Raw genomic sequence first — 17,720 nt, 5'->3', positions numbered from 1 at the left:
CCTCTCGATCCCGGAGATCAGCTCGCCGCCGCGGCGATGTCCGTAGGCTCGACGGTGTCCACCGGCAACGCGAATTGCTCGACGCGTTGATATCGCTTCTTGTTGAGCAGCAGCCGCGTCACGTCGGGACGCGAATAATGGCCGGCCGGATCGGCGGCGTTCTTGGCGACGCCGATGGCGCCGAGGTCGATCTCGGCAATCAGGAGGCCTTCCTGGTCCGGCGCGAGCTTGTCGCCGATCTGGCTGCCGTCGGGGCCGTAGATGGCGGCAAAGCCGCCGCCGGCATGCAGCAGCGCGTGCTTGTCCGGCCGGTCGCAGAGTTCGTCGATCATGGCTTGCGATACCGTCGCGCAAGGTGCGAGCACGAAGCAGGAGCCCTCCACCGCATAGACGCGCGAGGCGGCGTTGTTGACCTCGGCGCCAAGCGCCGGTGCGAAGGGATCGTAAAGCGAGAAGCTCGGCCAGGCCGCGACGTGCACCTGCTCGTTCTGGGCGTACATCGCGTATTTCGACAGCGGCTGCAGATGCTCCCAGCAGCACAGCGCGCCGAGCCGGCCGATGTCGGCGCGCGCATGCACGGCAAGATCGCTGCCGTCGCCTTCGCCATAGACCGTGCGCTCGGCATGGGTCGGCCGCAGCTTGCGGCGCTTGGCGATGGTCTCGCCATCCGGGCCGATCAGCCATTGCGCCAGATAGAGGCTGCCGCCGTCGCGCTCGGACAGGCCGATCACCGCCGTCAGCTTCGCCTTGCGCACTGCATCGCGCAGCCGTTCGGCCTGCGGACTGTCATAGGATAGCGAATTGTCGAAATAGCGCTGCACGAAGCCGCGGCCAATCGCCCAGGCCGGGGAATCCATCCAGATATGCCAGGGGTAGCCGGGGATGAAGGCTTCCGGGAAGGCGATCAGCTTGGCGCCCTTCTCGGCGGCCTCCCGGATCAGCGCGACCGATTTGTCGATCGAGGCGTCGAGGTCGAGCCAGGCCGGCGCCGCCTGCACCACCGCCACCTTGTATTTCGGATGTTCGATGCCCATTGCCGCCTCCCTTGCCGGTTGATCGGAAGCCATCTCCGATGCAGTCTATCTGGCCAAGCCGGGCGGCCGGGTGCTCGACCACGGCGGAACGAAAACTCGACTGGAAGGGATCGACGCCCGGTACGGGATTTGCCTCCGTCGGGCTGGATCTGCGCCAACATGCGGTTTTGCGGGATGTGAAAGGGAGGCTGTCCCAATGACGATCCAGTTCACGACGGACGGCAGCCCCGGCTATCGGCGGCTCGCGCTCTGGCAGGATATCGTCTGCGACGTCTTCGTCGGGCTCGACTGCAAGTCCGATCTCGGCAGCGCCTTTCGCGGGTCGGTGACGCAGGCCTCGCTCGGCAAGGCCGTCTGCTCCGAGGTCTGCTCCGATCGTCAGCACGTCTTCCGCACGCCCTCCCGCATTGCGCGCTCGGACCAGGACTTCGTTCTGGTCGCGCTCGGCCATCGCGGTGACGGCGGCGTCGTGCAGGACGGCCGCGAGACGGTGATCCGTCCCGGCGAGTTCGCGCTTTACGACACCACGCGACCCTATGAGCTGAAGTTCAACGATCCCTTCACGCAGTCCATCTTCAAGGTGCCGCGCGAGATGTTGCAGCGCCGGCTCGGCGGCACCGAGACGTTGACCGCGATGTCGTTCGGCGCCGACGTACCGCTCGAACGGCTCGCCTATGATTTCATCTTCCGGCTTTGCCAGAGCGCCGACCGGCTTGCGCCCGACAACGCCGCCGCATTGTCGGAGCAGGCCGTCGATCTGCTCGCGATGGCGCTGAGCGAACGGCTCGGCAAGACCTCGCTGCCGTCCTCGACCCACCGCTCCGCGCTGATCTACCGGCTCAAGGCGCACGTCCGCGCTCATCTCGCCGATCCCGACCTTTCATTATCGGAGACCGCAGCCGCACTCGGCATCTCGCCGCGCTACGTGAACGACCTTCTCGCCGACGAGCAGATGTCGTTCCAGCGCTACCTCCTTGCCGAGCGCCTGGCCCAATGCCGGCGCGACCTCGCCTCGCCCGTGCTCGCCCGCCGCCACATCAGCGAGATCGCCTTCGCCTGGGGCTTCAACGACCTCTCGCATTTCGGCCGCGTCTTCCGCGAGCAATTCGGCATGTCGCCCCGCGATTTCCGGCAGAGTCAGCTCCGGCACTGAGGCAGCCATCTCTCCGAGCCTTCGTCGGCGGCGAAGGCTCTGCTCGCCAATTCCAGATTGTCTTGCCGGGCCGCGTGCATCAGGCTGCGCGCATGAGAACTCACGCGACGATCGGCGGAACGGAGCTGTTGCTGAGCGTCATCGCGATCCGTCTCGCCGTGCTGGTCGTGGTGGGCTGGGGTTTGACGCTGCTGCCGCAGCCGGCGCGCAACCGAGAGCTCGGCTGCGCTCCCTTGTCCGTCGCAAGCGACGAGGCGGGACTCTCGGCAAGGGCCGCCAGCCCGCGCATCGTCGATGCCGCGCTCGACGATATGCTGCGGCACGATTAGGCCATTCCCGAGCAAGGCCGGTATGTGAGCGCGTGATAGGACAAGGTGCTCGCTTGCGCTAACCTCGGGACCAAGGCCGCAACGATCATTCAGCGGCCAGCCGAGGGAGCATATCGATGGAATTCCGACGCTTGGGCCGGTCAGGCCTCATGGTGCCCGCCCTGAGCCTTGGCACCGGCACGTTCGGCGGCGTCGGCCGCCTCGCCGCCTGGGGCACGACGGACGCGACCGAGGCGCGGCGTCTGCTCGACATCTGTCTCGAGGCGGGGGTGTCGATGTTCGACACCGCCAACGTCTATTCGCTCGGCGAGTCCGAGCGCGTGCTCGGCGAGGCCATCAAGGGCCGCCGCGACAAGGTGCTGATCTCGACCAAGGCGACCTTCCGCTTCGGCGACGGCCCCAACGACATCGGCTCGTCGCGGCAGCATCTGCTCAAGGCGATCGATGCCTCGCTGAGCCGGCTCGGCACCGACTACATCGACCTGTTCCAGCTCCATGGCTTCGACGCCTTCACCCCGCCCGAAGAGGTGCTCTCGACCCTCGACACGCTCGTGCGCGCCGGCAAGATCCGCTATGTCGGCGTCTCGAATTTCTCGGGCTGGCACCTCATGAAGTCGCTCGGCGTTGCCGACAAGCACGGCTACCCGCGCTACGTCGCCAACCAGACCTACTATTCACTGATCGGGCGCGACTACGAATGGGAGTTGATGCCGCTCGGCCTCGACCAGGGGCTTGGCGCGGTGGTGTGGTCGCCGCTTGGATGGGGACGCCTCACCGGCAAGATCCGCCGGGGCCAGCCGAAGCCCGAGGTGAGCCGCCTGCCGAAGACGGCCGAGTTCGGCCCGCCCGTGCCCGACGAGCACGTCTATCGCGTCGTCGATACCATCGACGAGATCGCGAAGGAGACCGGCAAGAGCGTGTCGCAGATCGCGCTGAACTGGCTGCTGCAGCGCCCGACCGTGTCGACGCTGATTATCGGCGCGCGCAACGAGGCGCAGCTGCGTGAAAATCTCGGCGCGGTCGGCTGGTCGCTGACCACAGACCAGATCGCCAAGCTCGACGCGGCGAGCAAGGTGACGCTGCCCTATCCCTACTGGCACCAACGTACGACCTTCACCGACAGGAACCCGCCGGCGGTCTGAGCCCTTGAGCTGCATCAAACCTGCTTGCGCCGGCCGTGACATTCTGCGGCCGTCGCGAGGCTGCAGATGCGCCGATTTGCCATGAAGGCCCTGTTCGTGGTTCTCAACTTCAACCGCGCCGAGGGGCAGCGGATCGATTGGGACCGCGCCGTCATCATCGCCTCGACATCGGTGACGTTCGGCCTCATCGCACTCTACATCTTCGGAAAGTCGACAGCCCGCTGGTAGGGTTGCGGAAGGCCCTTGCAGGCCATGTTTGCCGTGCCGATACGGGAACTGCCGGTATCCTGACGGGTTGCCGTCGATCCGGCAATTTCCTATTCGGAGATGAATCACGGCCCGAATCAACCGCGCCTCCATCATGTCGTCCGCCCCCATCGAGCATGCCGACGGCCTGCCGCAGCCACAGCGCAACCAGGCGGTGCTGACCATTGCGCTCGGCATCATCATGGCCGTGGTCGACAGCGCCATCGCCAATGTCGCGCTGCCGACGATCGCGGCCGATCTCGACGCAAGCCCGGCCTTCTCGATCTGGATCGTCAATGGCTACCAGCTCGCCATCACGATCTCGCTGCTACCCCTGGCCTCGCTCGGCGAGATCGTCGGCTATCGCCGCGTCTATCTGGTCGGGCTCGTGCTGTTCACGCTGGCCTCGGCCTTCTGCGCGCTGGCGCATACGCTGCCGCTGCTGACCATCGCGCGCATCATCCAGGGCTTTGGCGCCGCCGGCATCATGAGCGTCAATTCGGCGCTGGTGCGCTTCACCTATCCACGCAGCCAGCTTGGCCGCGGCATCGGGCTCAACGCGCTCGTCGTCGCCTTCTCGGCCGCAATCGGCCCGACGCTCGCCGCAGGCATCCTTGCGGTCGGAAGCTGGCCCTGGCTGTTCGCCATCAACGTGCCGCTCGGCGCGGTGACGCTGCTGGTCGGCTTGCGCAGCCTGCCCCACACCAGGCCTGCCAGCCATCCGTTCGACTGGCAGAGCGCGGGGCTGTCCGCGATCACCTTCGGCGTCGGAATCGCCGCGGTCGACAGCGTCGGTCATGGCGAAGCAGCGATCACCTGTCTGATCCAGTTCGTCATCGCCATCGTCGCCGGCGCGCTGCTGATCTATCGCGAGACGCACATGACCTCGCCGCTGCTGCCGGTCGACCTGTTGCGCATCCCGGTGTTCGCGCTGTCGATCGCGACCTCGATCGCCTCGTTCTGCGGGCAGATGCTGGCCTTCGTCGCGATCCCCTTCTACCTGCAGAGCCGCTTCGGCTATTCGGCGGTGCATATGGGCCTGTTGATCACGCCATGGCCGATCGCGGTGGCGTTCGCGGCGCCGCTGGCCGGTCGGCTGGTCGAGCATTACCCGGCCGGCCTGCTCGGCGGCATCGGGCTCACGCTGTTCGCCTGCGGCCTTGCCGCGCTCGCGCTGCTGCCTGCAGTGCCAACACCGCTCGACGTGATCTGGCGCATGGCGCTGGCCGGCGCCGGGTTCGGCCTGTTCCAGACCCCCAACAACCGCACCATGATCGCAGCCGCCCCGCGCGAGCGCGCCGGCGGTGCCAGCGGCATGCTGGGCACGGCGCGCCTGCTTGGCCAGACCACCGGCGCGGCACTGGTGGCACTGTTCCTGGGTCTCTACCCGACCGAGGGAACCCGAGTCGCGCTCCTTGCCGGCGTCGGGTTTGCGCTCTGCGGCGCCGTCCTGAGCATGCTGCGACTGTCTCCGGCCGGCGCGCGCGGTGCCGAGCACGTCCGCGTGCAGGACGATCAGCGCCTGCGCGGCGACTGACCGAGCCGCCCCAGCCTCCGGTACCTCCTATTCCCGTGCACAACCCTTGCGTGGCTTAACTATCCGGACCAATGACCTCTTGCCCTCGCGCTCCGGTTGCGCTTGATTGTCGCGGGGAATTAGGGGCACTTCATGCGTTTATTGGGAATTGCGGCGCTCAGCGTCATGCTGGGCGGCTGCGCGTCTGTCACGCGCGGCACGACTGAAAATATCAGCATCTCATCGACACCTTCAGGCGTGGAAGCCGTCGTCAGCGGAATGGAAGTTCCGACCACCTGCACGACGCCCTGTTCGGTCGTGGTCAAGCGGAACGCCGACATCTCGATCACCTTCCAGAAGGAAGGCTATGAGCCGCAGATCGTGCCGCTCAGCCGGGATATCCCGACGTCAGGGGCCGCCGGCTTCGCCGGCAATCTCCTGCTCGGCGGCGTCGTCGGCATGGGCGTCGATGCCGCGACCGGCGCAGCCACCGATCACAAGCCCAATCCGGTCATCGTGACGATGCAGCCGACGGTCCGCGCGCGGCCGGCGGCGCCGAAGAAGCCACGGGCTCCGGCGGCACCACCGCCCGATACCGGGACGTAAGCGGTCCTGCACGGCCTCACAGACAAAAAGGCCGGCTCTTCAGCCGGCCTTTCGATTCATGTTGCGCGCCTGATCAAGCCTTGACCAGCGGCCCCTTGGAGGTCGGCCCCTTCGAGCCGCCGGGGCCACCCGGCTTGGACTTGCCGGGACGCTTGCGGGCGCCCGGCAGCTTCTCCTGCTTCGGGGTAACCGGGCCCTCGACGAATTCGAAGCCGATCTTGTCTTTGGTCTCGTCGGCCTCGTCCTTGACGAGAACGACGCGGACGTGACCGCCGCCCTTGAGCTTGCCGAACAGCACCTCGTCGGCCAGCGGCTTCTTGATGTGCTCCTGGATCACGCGGGCCATGGGCCGCGCGCCCATCTGCTCGTCGTAACCATGCTGAACCAGCCAGACCTTGGCCGGCTCGGACAGCTCGATGGTGACGTCGCGATCGCCGAGCTGCGCCTCGAGCTGAAGCACGAACTTCTCGACCACGGTGCCGATCACCTCGACGCTGAGATGGCCGAACGAAACGATGGCATCGAGACGGTTGCGGAATTCCGGCGCGAACTGCCGGTTGATCGCCTCGTGGTCGTCGCCTTCCCGCTTCGAGCGCGTGAAGCCGAACGCCTGCTTGGCGAGATCCGAAGCGCCCGCATTCGTCGTCATGATCAGGATCACGTTGCGAAAGTTGACCTGCTTGCCGTTGTGGTCGGTGAGCCGGCCGTGATCCATGATCTGGAGCAGCACGTTGTAGAGGTCGGGATGCGCCTTCTCGATTTCGTCGAGCAGCACCACACAATGCGGATGCTGGTCCACGCCGTCGGTGAGCAGTCCGCCCTGGTCGAAGCCGACATAACCGGGAGGCGCGCCGATCAGGCGCGACACGGTGTGCCGCTCCATGTATTCGGACATGTCGAAGCGCAGCAGCTCGACGCCGAGCGACGCCGCGAGCTGCTTTGCGACCTCGGTCTTGCCGACGCCGGTCGGACCGGAGAACAGATAGCAGCCGATCGGCTTTTCCGGCTCGCGCAGGCCGGCACGCGCCAGCTTGATCGATGCCGCAAGCGACTCGATTGCCCTGTCCTGGCCGAACACCGTGCGCTTCAGCGTCGTTTCGAGATGCTTGAGCACCTCGGCGTCGTCCTTCGACACGCTCTTCGGCGGGATCCGCGCCATCGAAGCGATCGTGGTCTCGATCTCCTTGATGCCGATGGTCTTCTTGCGCTTGTTCTCGGCGACCAGCATCTGCGCCGCACCGGACTCGTCGATCACGTCGATCGCCTTGTCGGGCAGCTTGCGGTCGTGGATGTAGCGCGAGGAGAGCTGCACCGCAGCCTCGATCGCCTCATTGGTGTATTTCAGCCGGTGATAGTCCTCGAAATAGGGCTTGAGGCCCTTGAGGATCGCGATGGCGTCTTCGACCGTCGGCTCGTTGATGTCGATTTTCTGGAAGCGCCGCACCAGCGCGCGGTCCTTCTCGAAGTGCTGGCGATATTCCTTGTACGTCGTCGAGCCCATGCAACGGATCGTGCCCGAGGCAAGCGCCGGCTTGAGCAGGTTCGAGGCATCCATCGCCCCGCCCGACGTCGCGCCCGCACCGATCACGGTGTGGATCTCATCGATGAACAGGATGGCGTTGGGATGCGCCTCGAGCTCCTTCAGCACCTGCTTCAGGCGCTCCTCGAAGTCGCCGCGATAGCGCGTGCCCGCGAGCAGCGTGCCCATGTCGAGCGAGAACACCGTTGCTGCAGCCAGCACCTCCGGCACTTCGCTGTCGACGATGCGCTTGGCGAGGCCCTCCGCGATCGCGGTCTTGCCGACGCCGGCTTCGCCGACGAACAGCGGGTTGTTCTTCTGCCGGCGGCACAGCACCTGGATCGCACGGTTGATCTCGGAATTGCGCCCGATCACCGGGTCGATCTTGCCGTCGCGCGCCTTCTTGTTGAGGTTGACGCAATAGGTCTCGAGCGCCTCGCCCTTCTTCTTGGCGTCCTCGGTGCCCTTGGCCTCGGTCTCCTCGTCGACGCCGCGAACGGGGCGCGCCTCGGAGACACCCGGCCGCTTGGCGATACCGTGGCTGATATAGTTGACGGCGTCGTAGCGCGTCATGTCCTGCTCCTGCAGGAAATACGCAGCATGGCTCTCGCGCTCGGCGAAGATCGCGATCAGCACGTTGGCGCCGGTGACCTCTTCGCGACCGGACGACTGGACGTGGATCACCGCGCGCTGGATCACGCGCTGGAAGCCGGCGGTCGGCTTGGCGTCGTCGGCGCCATCCGTCACCAAATTCTCGAATTCGGTTTCAAGGTAATTGACGAGGCTCGTGCGGAGCTTGTCGAGATCGACGCTACAGGCGCGCATGACGGCGGCTGCATCGGAGTCGTCGATCAGGGAGAGCAAGAGATGCTCGAGCGTCGCGTATTGGTGATGACGCTCGTTTGCGATCGCCAGCGCACGATGCAGGGATTGTTCAAGGCTTTGAGAAAAAGTCGGCATTCGCGTCCTCTATGGCCCCCACCATCATGGTCGTGATCGCCCGGTCAGGCAACAACAACCTTTGTCACATATAGTTATACAAGACCGCGGCGAAAGACCGGTTCCGCGACTCGGCGGCGACACGCCCGCGGTATTTTCGATGCAAAACCCGTTCCGATTTGGGCAGAACTACCCATATGGCCAGGATTGACGCCGGCGCCGATGTTTTGCCGGATCACGCAGCAACATGCGCTGCTGCCACACGCCACGCGAACAGAACCGCTCTAAAGAACGCGAACGCGCGATTACTTCTTTTCCATCACGCATTGCAGCGGATGCTGGTGCTTGCGGGCGAAATCCATCACCTGCGTCACCTTGGTCTCGGCGATCTCGTAGGTGAACACGCCGCACTCCCCGATGCCATGATGATGGACGTGGAGCATGATCTTGGTCGCGGCCTCGATGTCCTTGTTGAAGAACTTCTCCAGCACGTGGACGACGAATTCCATCGGCGTGTAGTCGTCGTTCAGGATCAGCACGCGGTAGAGGTTCGGCCGCTTGGTCTTGGGCTTGACCTTGGTGATGACCGAAGTGTTCGGACCCGACGGGTTGCCCGAACGGTTCTCGTCATTGCTCATGCGAGGAGCGTAGGCAGCGGCTGGCGCGGACGGGTCGAGTCTGGAAGTCAATTGCGGCATGGCTCAGGCGTTCAAAATCCCCACGGAAGCGAATGGCGGTCGCCGCACGACCCCGCCCTTCGGAGCCTGGCGCAGGCGCGCCGCCTTGTTGGATCGCCGCTCCCGACAAATCCGGCCGAGCCGGATTGTTCGCCAGCAATATGGGCCTGCCCCCGGCTCGCCGCAAGCGCGCAAAAATCCGGCCGCTGCGGCCACAGGGCGGACCCGATTCCCGGTCCGGTCGATCCTGCCAACGTTAATCAATCCGGACCGATTTGACAAAAACTTATGCTGCTCCGCTCAGGGCTTGTTGACCAGGAACCCGGTGATTTTACACGATTGCGACGTTTCGTCCGGAATCCCCCGGACTTCTACGGTGCGATTTACCAAGCATTCAATGGCAAGGCGCGAAATCGGGCGAAACCACGGATCTCGGGGGATCGTCATGTTTCGCTCGCCGCTTGTCAGCCTGATCGGTCGACGGCTTGCCCGCTTCGCGGCGGCCGAGCAAGGCAATATTGCCGTGATCTTCGCCATCGCCCTGGTCCCGGTGCTGGGCTTCATCGGCGCCGCGGTGGACTACAGCCGCGCCGCCCAGGCCCGCACGTCTATGCAGGCGGCCCTCGACTCCGCCGCCCTGATGCTCTCGAAGGATCTGTCGGCCGGCACCATCACCCCGTCGCAGATCAGCACGAAGGCGCAGGCCTATTTCAACGGGCTGTTTACCGGCACCGCCACCCTGCCCTCGGTCAGCGTCGCCGCCACCTATACGCCGAGCACCAGCATGGGCTCGACGATCCAGCTCAACGGCACCGGCACCTACACCACCAGCTTCATGAAGATCGCCGGCTTCCCGACGCTCGGCATCGGCACCACGTCCACCAGCGCGTGGGGCAATGTCCGCATGCGCGTGGCCCTGGTGCTCGACAACACCGGCTCCATGGCCCAGGACGGCAAGATGCCGGCGATGCAGACGGCCGCGAAGAACCTGGTCGACCAGCTCAGCGCGCTCGCGAAGGCCGATGGCGACGTCTACATCTCGATCGTTCCGTTCGCCAAGGACGTCAACGTCGGCGCCAGCAACTACAACAAGGACTGGGTCGATTTCAGCGATTGGGATGCCGCCCACGGCAGCTGGACTTGCACCGCAGGTAACGACTGGAACTGCAACAAGTGGAAGTGGGTGCCGGCCAGCCACAGCACCTGGACCGGTTGCGTGGTCGATCGCGACCAGGACTACGACATCAAGAACACCACGCCGACGAGCGGCAATGTGGGGACGCTCTTCCCCGCCGAGCAGTATTCCTACTGCGACTCCGGCAGCTCGTCCTATCTGCAACCGATCATGCCGCTGAGCTACGCCTGGAGCTCGCTCAAGGGCCGCATCGATGCCATGAAGCCGACCGGCAACACCAACCAGGGTATCGGCCTCGCCTGGGGCTGGATGACGTTGTCGACCGGCAATCCCATGAACGCGCCGGCCAAGGACCCGAACTACACCTACAAGGACGCGATCGTTCTGCTCTCCGACGGTCTGAACACGCAGAACCGCTGGTACAGCAACGCCTCGCAGATCGACGCGCGCCAGAAGAAGCTGTGCGACAACGCCAAGGCCGAGAACATCACGATCTACACGGTGCAGGTGAACACCGGCAGCGATCCGACCTCGACCGTGCTGCAATATTGCGCCAGCAGCAGCGACAAGTTCTACCTCGTCACGTCGGCCAGCCAGACCGTCTCGGTTTTCAAGGACATCGGCACCTCGCTGTCGAAGCTGCGCGTGGCGCGCTGAGGGATCGCCAGCAACCCAACAAAAAAGCCCGGCTGGTTCAGCCGGGCTTTTCGATTCCAGAATGTCGAAGAAACGTTACTGGGCGGCCGGGGTGAACTTCGACACGATGGTCTCGACCGGCTTGAACGCCTGCTTGGCGAGGTCGCTGTAGAGGCCGGCGATCTTCTGCGATTCCGCAACGAAGGTCTCGTAGGCGGAACGGGCGAAATCGGTCTGCGCTTCCATGGCCTTGTCCAGCGACTTCACGCCGGAAAGCTTCTCGACGAAGGACTTGGTGTCTTCGAACGACTTCTTCGTGTAGTCGCCATAGGCGCTGGCGATCGCCTGGAGGCCGTGCTGCACCGAGGTCGCGGAGGCGACGTACTGCTCGAAGTGCTCTTTGCCGTAGTTCTGAAAGTCTTCAACCTTGAACATTTCGGAATCCTTTTCCCTGGCTCGTCGGGAAGCCCCGGCTCCCTGACCTGCCTCCAATTAGTGCAACGCACAAAAAAAGTCAAGAATCTTGTGCGCCGCACAAAATAAGGGGCAAAGGACGCAAATCGCGGAGATTTCCGGGGTTTCCCGCAAGGGTTCCTTAAGCTTTTGGAAACCGCAGCGCCCTACCTTGATTCCCTGGACGTGTTCAGCTTCCGCAAGCGGTCAAAAGCCGTTTGAGAACATCACCTTAGCCAGAATAGCGGCTCGGGCCGAACGTCCCCCGCGGCGAACACCAGCGGAGGGACAGCCTGAGCAGGTAATGATCCCGGGTCCATTGGGCACAATTTCGCCTCACGAGCCGGTGATCAGTTGAGAAACGGGGACGGGGTTCCATGCTTCGTAAAAACTTGTCTTCCTCGCGCTTGGCGCGGGTTGGCGTTTTCGGGCTTCTTACGGTCACCACCGCGGTCATCTTCACGACCGATGCCGCCGAGGCACGGCGCCACCGCCGGCACTACGCGCACCACCGGGTGCAGCGCGATGTGTCCGACAGCTCAAGCCCGAAATTCGCGTCCATCATCGTCGACGGCAATTCCGGCGCGGTGCTGCAGGCAACGAGCCCCGACGGCATCCGCCACCCCGCCTCGCTGACCAAGATCATGACGCTCTACCTGCTGTTCGAGCGCCTCGAGTCCGGCAAGATGAAGCTCGACACCGAGATGCCGGTGTCCCAGCACGCCGCCGACCAGGATCCGACCAAGCTAAACCTGCGTGCCGGCCAGACCATCCGTGTCGAGGACGCGATCAAGGGTCTCGTCACGCGCTCCGCCAATGACGCCGCCGTCGTGATCGCCGAAGCGATCGCCGGCGACGAGGACGACTTTGCCCAGATGATGACGCGCAAGGCGCGTGCGCTCGGCATGTCCCGGACCGTCTATCGCAACGCCAACGGTCTTCCCAACGACGAGCAGGTCACGACCGCGCGCGACCAGGCCACGCTCGGCCGCGCCATCCAGGAGCGCTTCCCGCGCTACTATCGCTATTTCGCGACCTCGACCTTCAACTGGCGCGGCCAGTCGATCCGCAACCACAATCACCTGCTCGGCAGCGTGGAAGGCGTGGACGGCATCAAGACCGGCTACACTCGCGCCTCCGGCTTCAACCTCGTCAGCTCGATGCGCCGCGGCAACCGTCACCTGATCGGCGTCGTGCTCGGCGGCCGCAGCGGCGGCTCGCGCGATGCCATCATGCGCAACCTGCTCGCCGAGAACCTCGACAAGGGCGCGACCACGCACACCGTTGCCGCGGTCACCGAGCGCAACGGCGCCGACACCGCCACCGATGTTGCCGACGCCTCGGATACGCCGCCGGCTCGTCCTGCCGCACCGGTCCAGGCTGCGGCTTCTGCCCCCGAACCAGCCCCGTCTCGTCTCGCGGCCCGCCTGTCGACGCTGGCTGCCGCCACGGCCGCGGTGCCGCCGGCCCCGATCAAGCCGGAAGCCAGCAAGCCCGAGGCTCGGCAGACGGAATCCAAGATCGAGCCAGCGCCGCTCACCAATGGCGTGATCTCGAGCCAGCCGCTCTCCATCATCCCCGGCTCGTCCGAGCCGATGAAGCCGGTCCGGGTCAAGACGGTTCAAGTCAAGGCCGGTGCCGTGAAGGTCGCCTCCGCCGCTCCCGCCCAGGTCCCGGTCACCAATGCCATTCCGTCCCGTTCCGACGTTGCGGAAACCTCCGGCGCCGTCGTCGCCCGCGCCGATCTCATCAACAAGCCCGAGGTTGTCAGCCAGCCGGAAGCGCCGAAGGCCGAGATCGCCCGCAGCGAGCTGCCGCGCCAGCCGGCGGGCTTCGGCACCGGCAACGGCATTCTCGGCGTGCTGCCGGCGGCAACGGCCGCAGCGCCCGCCCCGGCTGCGCCGAAGCTTGCCTCCGCCGATCCGGCGCCGATCCAGATGAGCGCCACCACCAAGCCGGTCGTCACCCACAGCGGCTGGATCGTCCAGGTCGGGGCACTCGAGAGCGAGAACGAAGCCCAGCAGCGCATCGACGCCGCGCGCAGCTCGGCCCGCGGCCTGCTCAGCAAGGCTGATCCGTTCACCGAAGTCGTCGCCAAGGACAATCGCAAGCTCTACCGCGCTCGCTTCGCCGGCCTCGAGCGCGACCAGGCCGAAGCGGTCTGCCGCACCCTGAAGCGCGCCGAGATCTCCTGCATCACCGTCCGCAACTGATCCTCGCCACATCGCTCCGATCAAAAGCCCGCGCCTTCGGCGCGGGCTTTTTTCGTTTCGCCGATGCGATGATGCGAAGTCTGTTCCGCGACAACCTCTCGTCAACAATTTACGGTTAAATTTTTACGCAAGAGATCGACCACGCCGACAATGGCGGGCATCGGGGCGACGACAGACAGAGCAAAGCGGAGCTCACGCGGGTACGGGCGTTTGTAGCGTGGTGCCGGAGTTAGCCGTTATGCGTGCGAAGCAGAGTATCCTTGGCCTCGTTTACCCGGGCAGCGAGATAGTTCGAGCCCCCCTGGTCGGGATGGAGTTTCTTCATCAGGGACTTGTGCGCCCGGCTGATGTCGTCACGCCCCGCTCCCGGCTGCAGGCCAAGGATCTGATAGGCCTCCTCCGCCGTCATTTTGCCGCTCGCCGCCGTGCGGCGCTGCCCCCCTGCCGCATCGCCCTGCGCGTGCTGTCGCCAAGCGGGAAACCGGCGGTCCAGATAGCTTTCAAGTAAGGCCACGCTCTCGGCGTCGAACGTCGGGACCATGGCCAGCAGGCTCGGAAGATCGAACTCGCCGAGATCGCGCCCGGCCTGTGGCCCGGCCACGATCTGCCCGCCCAGCTGACCGGAATCGTGGTCGAGCCGCATATCCAGGAATTGCGAGCGCACCCGCGAGGTCTGTCCTGACGCGGGCGCTGCACCGCCGCCGAACAGTCCGCCGATATTGCCGAAGCCGGCATTTGCCAGCGGTGTCCAGCCCAGCAGCCCGGCCCCGAAGAATCCGAGCGGGATCGCCACCACCAGCTCGCCGCGCAAGCCCGTGAAGGCTGCGATCGCCAGCGCCAGCACGCCGCCGCCGAATCTGATGGCGCGCGCCAGCGCCGCCGGATTGGCGGCGCGGAACATCTGGAGCAGGAGATAAAGCGTGATAACAGCCACGGCGCCGGCGATCAGGGTCATGGCCGGAATATAGTCGCCCTCACGGCAAAATGCATGGCATAGGCCGGTGCGAGCTGCGAGGTCCGGCGCTACTTCATTTGACCGATCAGCCTGGCCGCTCCGCTTGCGGTCTTCGCCAATTTCAACAGCGCCTCGCGGCCGCCGGCGGCATAGGCCGCGGCCGCCCGCAGCAGCTCGCGCAATTGCGCCGCAGCGCCCGGATCGAACCGGCACCAGGCACCGCCGGTCAGGCGCGCGATCTCGCGAAAGGCCTGCTCGGCGACGGCGTCATGACCTTCCTGAAACACGAACACCGGCACCTTGAGCATGCCGAGCTCGCCGGCCTTGGCGCAGAGCTCGTCGACCTTCTCCTCCATGGCATCGCCGACGAACACGACGGCCCGCACGCCCGATGCGACCGCTTCGCGCCGCGCCTCCGTCAGCACCTTGCCGATCTGGGTATCGCCGCCGCGACAATCGATCTTGCTCATCAGCGCCGCGAGCTTGGCGCTGTCGGAAATCCACCCCGTGGCGCGGCACTCGTTGAAGCCGCGATAATAGACCAGCCTTATGTCGAGGCTGCCGAGCGCGGCGGTCTCGCGAAACATGTCGGCCTGCAGCGCGCAGGCCATGTCCCAGGTCGGCTGCCGGCTCATCGTCGCATCCAACGCGAAGATCAGCCGCCCCTTCGCGCCCGGCGCATGGGGTGACAGTGCCCGCGCCTTGGCGACGAAGGCGGCAATGTCGTCCGCGGTCGACGTTCCCGCCTGTGGCACCGCGCTACCGGCTTGCGCCGTCACGGCGTCGGCGCCGCGCGTCTTGATGGGTTCGCCCGACATCACTTGCCCCTTGCGTGAGCGGCTAATGTGGTCAGCGCGGGCAGCCTGGTCAATGCGCAAAGCCCCCGCCGGCGGAGGCCGGCGGGGGCTTTGGAAATCAGTCCGGTCGATCTCGCGAACGTAAGCTTGGGATCTCAGAAGCCCTCGGACTCAGCTCTTGGCAGGCGCCATCAGCGCGACCGGGCCCGGCTCGAGGATGCTGGGCGGCGACGATTGCGTGTCGACCGGCGCGATCTCGCTGTCGGTTGCGCTCAGGAATTTGTCGAGCATGCTCTGGATCGAATTCTTGGCGGCATCCGGGCCGGTGTCGCGCATGTCGTTGTGCTGGAATTCGGTCTTCACGACCTGAATGCCCGCCTTCTCGCATTCCTCGTCGGTCGGGATCACGCCGGCATCGGTCTTGAACTGCGGATCCTGCGAGCGGAACGACAGGATCTTGAACTTGCCGGCGGTGACGAAGGGCACGCGCAGATTGTCGAGCGTGACGACCTTCTTGACCTCATCCGGATACTGCTTGGCGAAATACATGGTGATGTCGCCGCCCATGGAATGGCCGACCATCGTCACCTTCTCGTAGTCGGCGTTGGGCTGAACCTTCTTCATCTCCTGCATCGCCAGATGGATGTTGGCGACGCCGCGCAGAATCTGCGGCAGGCGACCGACATAGAGCTCGCCGGGCTTGGTCACCATCGGAGGATCGGTCGGCAAATCATGCTGCGGGCTCACGACCATGTAGCCGCGGGCCGCGAAGATGTTGGCGAGGAAGCCGTATTCGGTGTTCTTGACGGTGTTGCCGTGATTGATCACCGCGACCGGCAGTTTGATCATGCCGGCATTGGCCTGCATTTCCTTGTCGCGGCGCACTGCGATATGGACCGGGACAGGACGGTTGTCGCGCGAGGCGTCGTAGAAGGTAATGGTCTCGTGCTTGATCGCCCACTTGCTCGCCGTGAAATAGGCGATGCCGCAGAGGGCACTGACCGAAACCAGAACGGCAATTCCACGCTTCATTTTCGTCCTCAGCCTCAGGCTCTTGCGGCCTGAATCCCTGTTGAAAATCGTGTTCTTCCGAGGCTCTTCGGCCTCTGGTCGCCTATTCGCTAATATATGTCACAGGCGCGTGACAGGAAGGCCAAATATTGTGAACCGGCAGCCCTTTCATTGTGCGTCGCACACGTTTTCTGGGCACCCCGTTCTCCGGTCGCGACGTCAGGGTGCATCCGACCATCCGACGCAACCGATCTCGATTGGGTTCAATTTCGCGGTAAACGCAGGATGAAAACGGCCGAAGTCCGCCGGCGTTCCCTTGGGAACCCCTTCGCGTGGATCGATCGGAAGTAGCGATATACCGCCTCAGGCGCCCAGGATGTCGTGGACTTCGAGCGGCTTGTCGACCTGGTTGAACCACTCGGCCCGGTTGGCGGCGCGGCGGCGGCCGCGCTCGTCGAGCGGCAGCTTGAGCTGGCGGAGCAGGCTCGTCACCTCCTCCCGCGCGGTGAGGTGGCCGAGATTGGGCCGCATCCCGAGCGTGGCCTCGTCGATCTCGTCGAGGGCGGTCAGGCCGCGCGGGAAGAACTCGCGATAGACCACGCGTTCGGCGAAGCCGTCGACGTAACGGAAGCCGAGCCGCAGCGACAAATCCTTCAGCCCTTCGGCGACGAGCTGCTTGTTGCGCGAGCCGAGCATCGACAGGCGGTTGCGCACGACGATCCAGTCGGTGGTCGAGCCGTCGAGCTGGCGGCGCTTGCGGCGGACGTCGCGCACCATCTCGGCGTAATGGCTCTCGCCCGTCACCGCGTAGCTGGCGGGGTCGACGGTGCCGAGCACGTCGAAATCGAGGAAGCTGTCGTTGATCGGCGTCACCAGCGTGTCGGCCATCGAGTGCGCGAGGCGCATCAGGTAGCTGTCGGTGCCGGGCGTATCGATGACGATGAAGTCGAAGCTGCTTTCGACCGCCGAGACCGCCTCCATGAACTGCTGGAACTCGGAATTCTCGTTCTCGGCGATCTGCATGGTCTCGCCGAGCTTGATGCAGCGATGCACCGGCAGCTCGAGGTCGAGCTTGGTGCGGCGGGCCCAGGCGGAACGGTTGTTGATGTAGTGGGTGAAGCTCTGCTGGCGGCAGTCGAGATCGATGGTGGCGACGCGCTGGCCGGCCTTCAGGAGCGCAACTGCGATGTGCAGGGCGGTCGTCGACTTGCCGGAGCCGCCCTTCTCGTTGCCGAGCACGACCACATGCGCCGCGCCGGATTGGCCTTGGCTAGCCTGCACAAGCATGGCGATCCTCAACACCCCTGATGAATATCTTCGAGTTGGCCGCGCCTGCGGTCAAGTGAAATGCGTGACAGG

At 65.1% G+C, this 17,720-nt stretch carries 16 protein-coding genes; 8 read left to right on the top strand and 8 right to left on the bottom strand.

Going from position 1 to position 17,720, the window contains the following annotated elements; translation table 11 throughout:
- Window positions 1-17 precede the first annotated feature (17 nt).
- The gene (locus CO669_RS06495) at window positions 18-1,034 is read right to left on the bottom strand and encodes a carbon-nitrogen hydrolase family protein (RefSeq protein ID WP_097658902.1); all 1,017 of its coding nucleotides are present in this window, start codon (window positions 1,032-1,034) and stop codon (window positions 18-20) included.
- Window positions 1,035-1,230: 196 nt separating this feature from the next.
- Here CO669_RS06495 and CO669_RS06490 point away from each other — a divergent pair, with 196 nt between their 5' ends.
- From CO669_RS06490 to CO669_RS06470, 6 genes are all read left to right on the top strand, one after another.
- Entirely contained in the window at window positions 1,231-2,187 is a 957-nt protein-coding gene (locus CO669_RS06490; protein ID WP_097658901.1) for an AraC-like ligand-binding domain-containing protein, read from the top strand.
- A gap of 92 nt (window positions 2,188-2,279) precedes the next feature.
- Window positions 2,280-2,516 (top strand): hypothetical protein, encoded by a 237-nt coding sequence (locus tag CO669_RS06485; protein ID WP_097658984.1) that lies wholly within the window; start codon window positions 2,280-2,282, stop codon window positions 2,514-2,516.
- A 116-nt stretch (window positions 2,517-2,632) separates the two neighbouring features.
- Window positions 2,633-3,658, top strand: coding sequence for an aldo/keto reductase (locus CO669_RS06480; RefSeq protein WP_097658900.1), 1,026 nt, complete (start codon window positions 2,633-2,635; stop codon window positions 3,656-3,658).
- A gap of 66 nt (window positions 3,659-3,724) precedes the next feature.
- Complete coding sequence (locus CO669_RS35905) at window positions 3,725-3,886, top strand: hypothetical protein (protein WP_198963868.1); 162 nt, start codon at window positions 3,725-3,727, stop codon at window positions 3,884-3,886.
- A 133-nt stretch (window positions 3,887-4,019) separates the two neighbouring features.
- A complete protein-coding gene (locus tag CO669_RS06475; RefSeq protein WP_097658899.1) occupies window positions 4,020-5,441 on the top strand; it encodes an MFS transporter in 1,422 nt (473 codons plus the stop codon).
- Between the two features lie 132 nt (window positions 5,442-5,573).
- Complete coding sequence (locus tag CO669_RS06470; RefSeq protein WP_097658898.1) at window positions 5,574-6,026, top strand: PEGA domain-containing protein; 453 nt, start codon at window positions 5,574-5,576, stop codon at window positions 6,024-6,026.
- A gap of 73 nt (window positions 6,027-6,099) precedes the next feature.
- Here CO669_RS06470 and clpA read toward each other — a convergent pair whose 3' ends face one another.
- Window positions 6,100-8,505: an ATP-dependent Clp protease ATP-binding subunit ClpA gene (clpA, locus tag CO669_RS06465; RefSeq protein ID WP_097658897.1), complete on the bottom strand. Its 2,406-nt coding sequence runs from the start codon at window positions 8,503-8,505 to the stop codon at window positions 6,100-6,102.
- Window positions 8,506-8,789: 284 nt separating this feature from the next.
- On the bottom strand, window positions 8,790-9,122 hold the full coding sequence (gene clpS / locus CO669_RS06460; protein ID WP_026202494.1) for an ATP-dependent Clp protease adapter ClpS: 333 nt from the start codon (window positions 9,120-9,122) through the stop codon (window positions 8,790-8,792).
- A gap of 484 nt (window positions 9,123-9,606) precedes the next feature.
- Here clpS and CO669_RS06455 point away from each other — a divergent pair, with 484 nt between their 5' ends.
- Window positions 9,607-10,953, top strand: a complete 1,347-nt coding sequence (locus CO669_RS06455) for a TadE/TadG family type IV pilus assembly protein (RefSeq protein ID WP_097658895.1) — start codon at window positions 9,607-9,609, stop codon at window positions 10,951-10,953.
- Window positions 10,954-11,028: 75 nt separating this feature from the next.
- Here CO669_RS06455 and CO669_RS06450 read toward each other — a convergent pair whose 3' ends face one another.
- The gene (locus tag CO669_RS06450; protein ID WP_097658894.1) at window positions 11,029-11,367 is read right to left on the bottom strand and encodes a phasin family protein; all 339 of its coding nucleotides are present in this window, start codon (window positions 11,365-11,367) and stop codon (window positions 11,029-11,031) included.
- A gap of 395 nt (window positions 11,368-11,762) precedes the next feature.
- Between CO669_RS06450 and CO669_RS06445 the strand changes: the two genes are divergently transcribed.
- Entirely contained in the window at window positions 11,763-13,598 is a 1,836-nt protein-coding gene (locus CO669_RS06445; protein WP_097658893.1) for a D-alanyl-D-alanine carboxypeptidase, read from the top strand.
- A 229-nt stretch (window positions 13,599-13,827) separates the two neighbouring features.
- Here the strand turns inward: CO669_RS06445 and CO669_RS06440 are convergent, their stop codons facing one another.
- The 4 genes from CO669_RS06440 to CO669_RS06425 form a co-directional block, all read right to left on the bottom strand.
- Window positions 13,828-14,553 (bottom strand): DnaJ domain-containing protein, encoded by a 726-nt coding sequence (locus tag CO669_RS06440; protein ID WP_097658892.1) that lies wholly within the window; start codon window positions 14,551-14,553, stop codon window positions 13,828-13,830.
- A 68-nt stretch (window positions 14,554-14,621) separates the two neighbouring features.
- The gene (locus tag CO669_RS06435) at window positions 14,622-15,371 is read right to left on the bottom strand and encodes a vWA domain-containing protein (protein WP_097658891.1); all 750 of its coding nucleotides are present in this window, start codon (window positions 15,369-15,371) and stop codon (window positions 14,622-14,624) included.
- 150 nt (window positions 15,372-15,521) lie between these two features.
- A complete protein-coding gene (locus CO669_RS06430) occupies window positions 15,522-16,382 on the bottom strand; it encodes an alpha/beta fold hydrolase (RefSeq protein ID WP_097658890.1) in 861 nt (286 codons plus the stop codon).
- 342 nt (window positions 16,383-16,724) lie between these two features.
- On the bottom strand, window positions 16,725-17,648 hold the full coding sequence (locus CO669_RS06425) for a division plane positioning ATPase MipZ (protein WP_097658889.1): 924 nt from the start codon (window positions 17,646-17,648) through the stop codon (window positions 16,725-16,727).
- Window positions 17,649-17,720: the final 72 nt, after the last annotated feature.

The sequence above is a fragment of the Bradyrhizobium sp. Y36 genome (assembly GCF_002531575.1).
GTDB lineage: Bacteria > Pseudomonadota > Alphaproteobacteria > Rhizobiales > Xanthobacteraceae > Bradyrhizobium.
This window is presented reverse-complemented; position numbering and strand designations above follow the sequence as displayed.

Excerpts from the sequence above, each read along its gene's own strand:
- CO669_RS06495 (WP_097658902.1), bottom strand. The coding sequence starts at position 1,034 with ATGGGCATCGAACATCCGAAATACAAGGTGGCGGTGGTGCAGGCGGCG.
- CO669_RS06490 (WP_097658901.1), top strand. The coding sequence starts at position 1,231 with ATGACGATCCAGTTCACGACGGACGGCAGCCCCGGCTATCGGCGGCTC.
- CO669_RS06485 (WP_097658984.1), top strand. The coding sequence starts at position 2,280 with ATGAGAACTCACGCGACGATCGGCGGAACGGAGCTGTTGCTGAGCGTC.
- CO669_RS06480 (WP_097658900.1), top strand. The coding sequence starts at position 2,633 with ATGGAATTCCGACGCTTGGGCCGGTCAGGCCTCATGGTGCCCGCCCTG.
- CO669_RS35905 (WP_198963868.1), top strand. The coding sequence starts at position 3,725 with ATGCGCCGATTTGCCATGAAGGCCCTGTTCGTGGTTCTCAACTTCAAC.
- CO669_RS06475 (WP_097658899.1), top strand. The coding sequence starts at position 4,020 with ATGTCGTCCGCCCCCATCGAGCATGCCGACGGCCTGCCGCAGCCACAG.
- CO669_RS06470 (WP_097658898.1), top strand. The coding sequence starts at position 5,574 with ATGCGTTTATTGGGAATTGCGGCGCTCAGCGTCATGCTGGGCGGCTGC.
- clpA (WP_097658897.1), bottom strand. The coding sequence starts at position 8,505 with ATGCCGACTTTTTCTCAAAGCCTTGAACAATCCCTGCATCGTGCGCTG.
- clpS (WP_026202494.1), bottom strand. The coding sequence starts at position 9,122 with ATGAGCAATGACGAGAACCGTTCGGGCAACCCGTCGGGTCCGAACACT.
- CO669_RS06455 (WP_097658895.1), top strand. The coding sequence starts at position 9,607 with ATGTTTCGCTCGCCGCTTGTCAGCCTGATCGGTCGACGGCTTGCCCGC.
- CO669_RS06450 (WP_097658894.1), bottom strand. The coding sequence starts at position 11,367 with ATGTTCAAGGTTGAAGACTTTCAGAACTACGGCAAAGAGCACTTCGAG.
- CO669_RS06445 (WP_097658893.1), top strand. The coding sequence starts at position 11,763 with ATGCTTCGTAAAAACTTGTCTTCCTCGCGCTTGGCGCGGGTTGGCGTT.
- CO669_RS06440 (WP_097658892.1), bottom strand. The coding sequence starts at position 14,553 with ATGACCCTGATCGCCGGCGCCGTGGCTGTTATCACGCTTTATCTCCTG.
- CO669_RS06435 (WP_097658891.1), bottom strand. The coding sequence starts at position 15,371 with ATGTCGGGCGAACCCATCAAGACGCGCGGCGCCGACGCCGTGACGGCG.
- CO669_RS06430 (WP_097658890.1), bottom strand. The coding sequence starts at position 16,382 with ATGAAGCGTGGAATTGCCGTTCTGGTTTCGGTCAGTGCCCTCTGCGGC.
- CO669_RS06425 (WP_097658889.1), bottom strand. The coding sequence starts at position 17,648 with ATGCTTGTGCAGGCTAGCCAAGGCCAATCCGGCGCGGCGCATGTGGTC.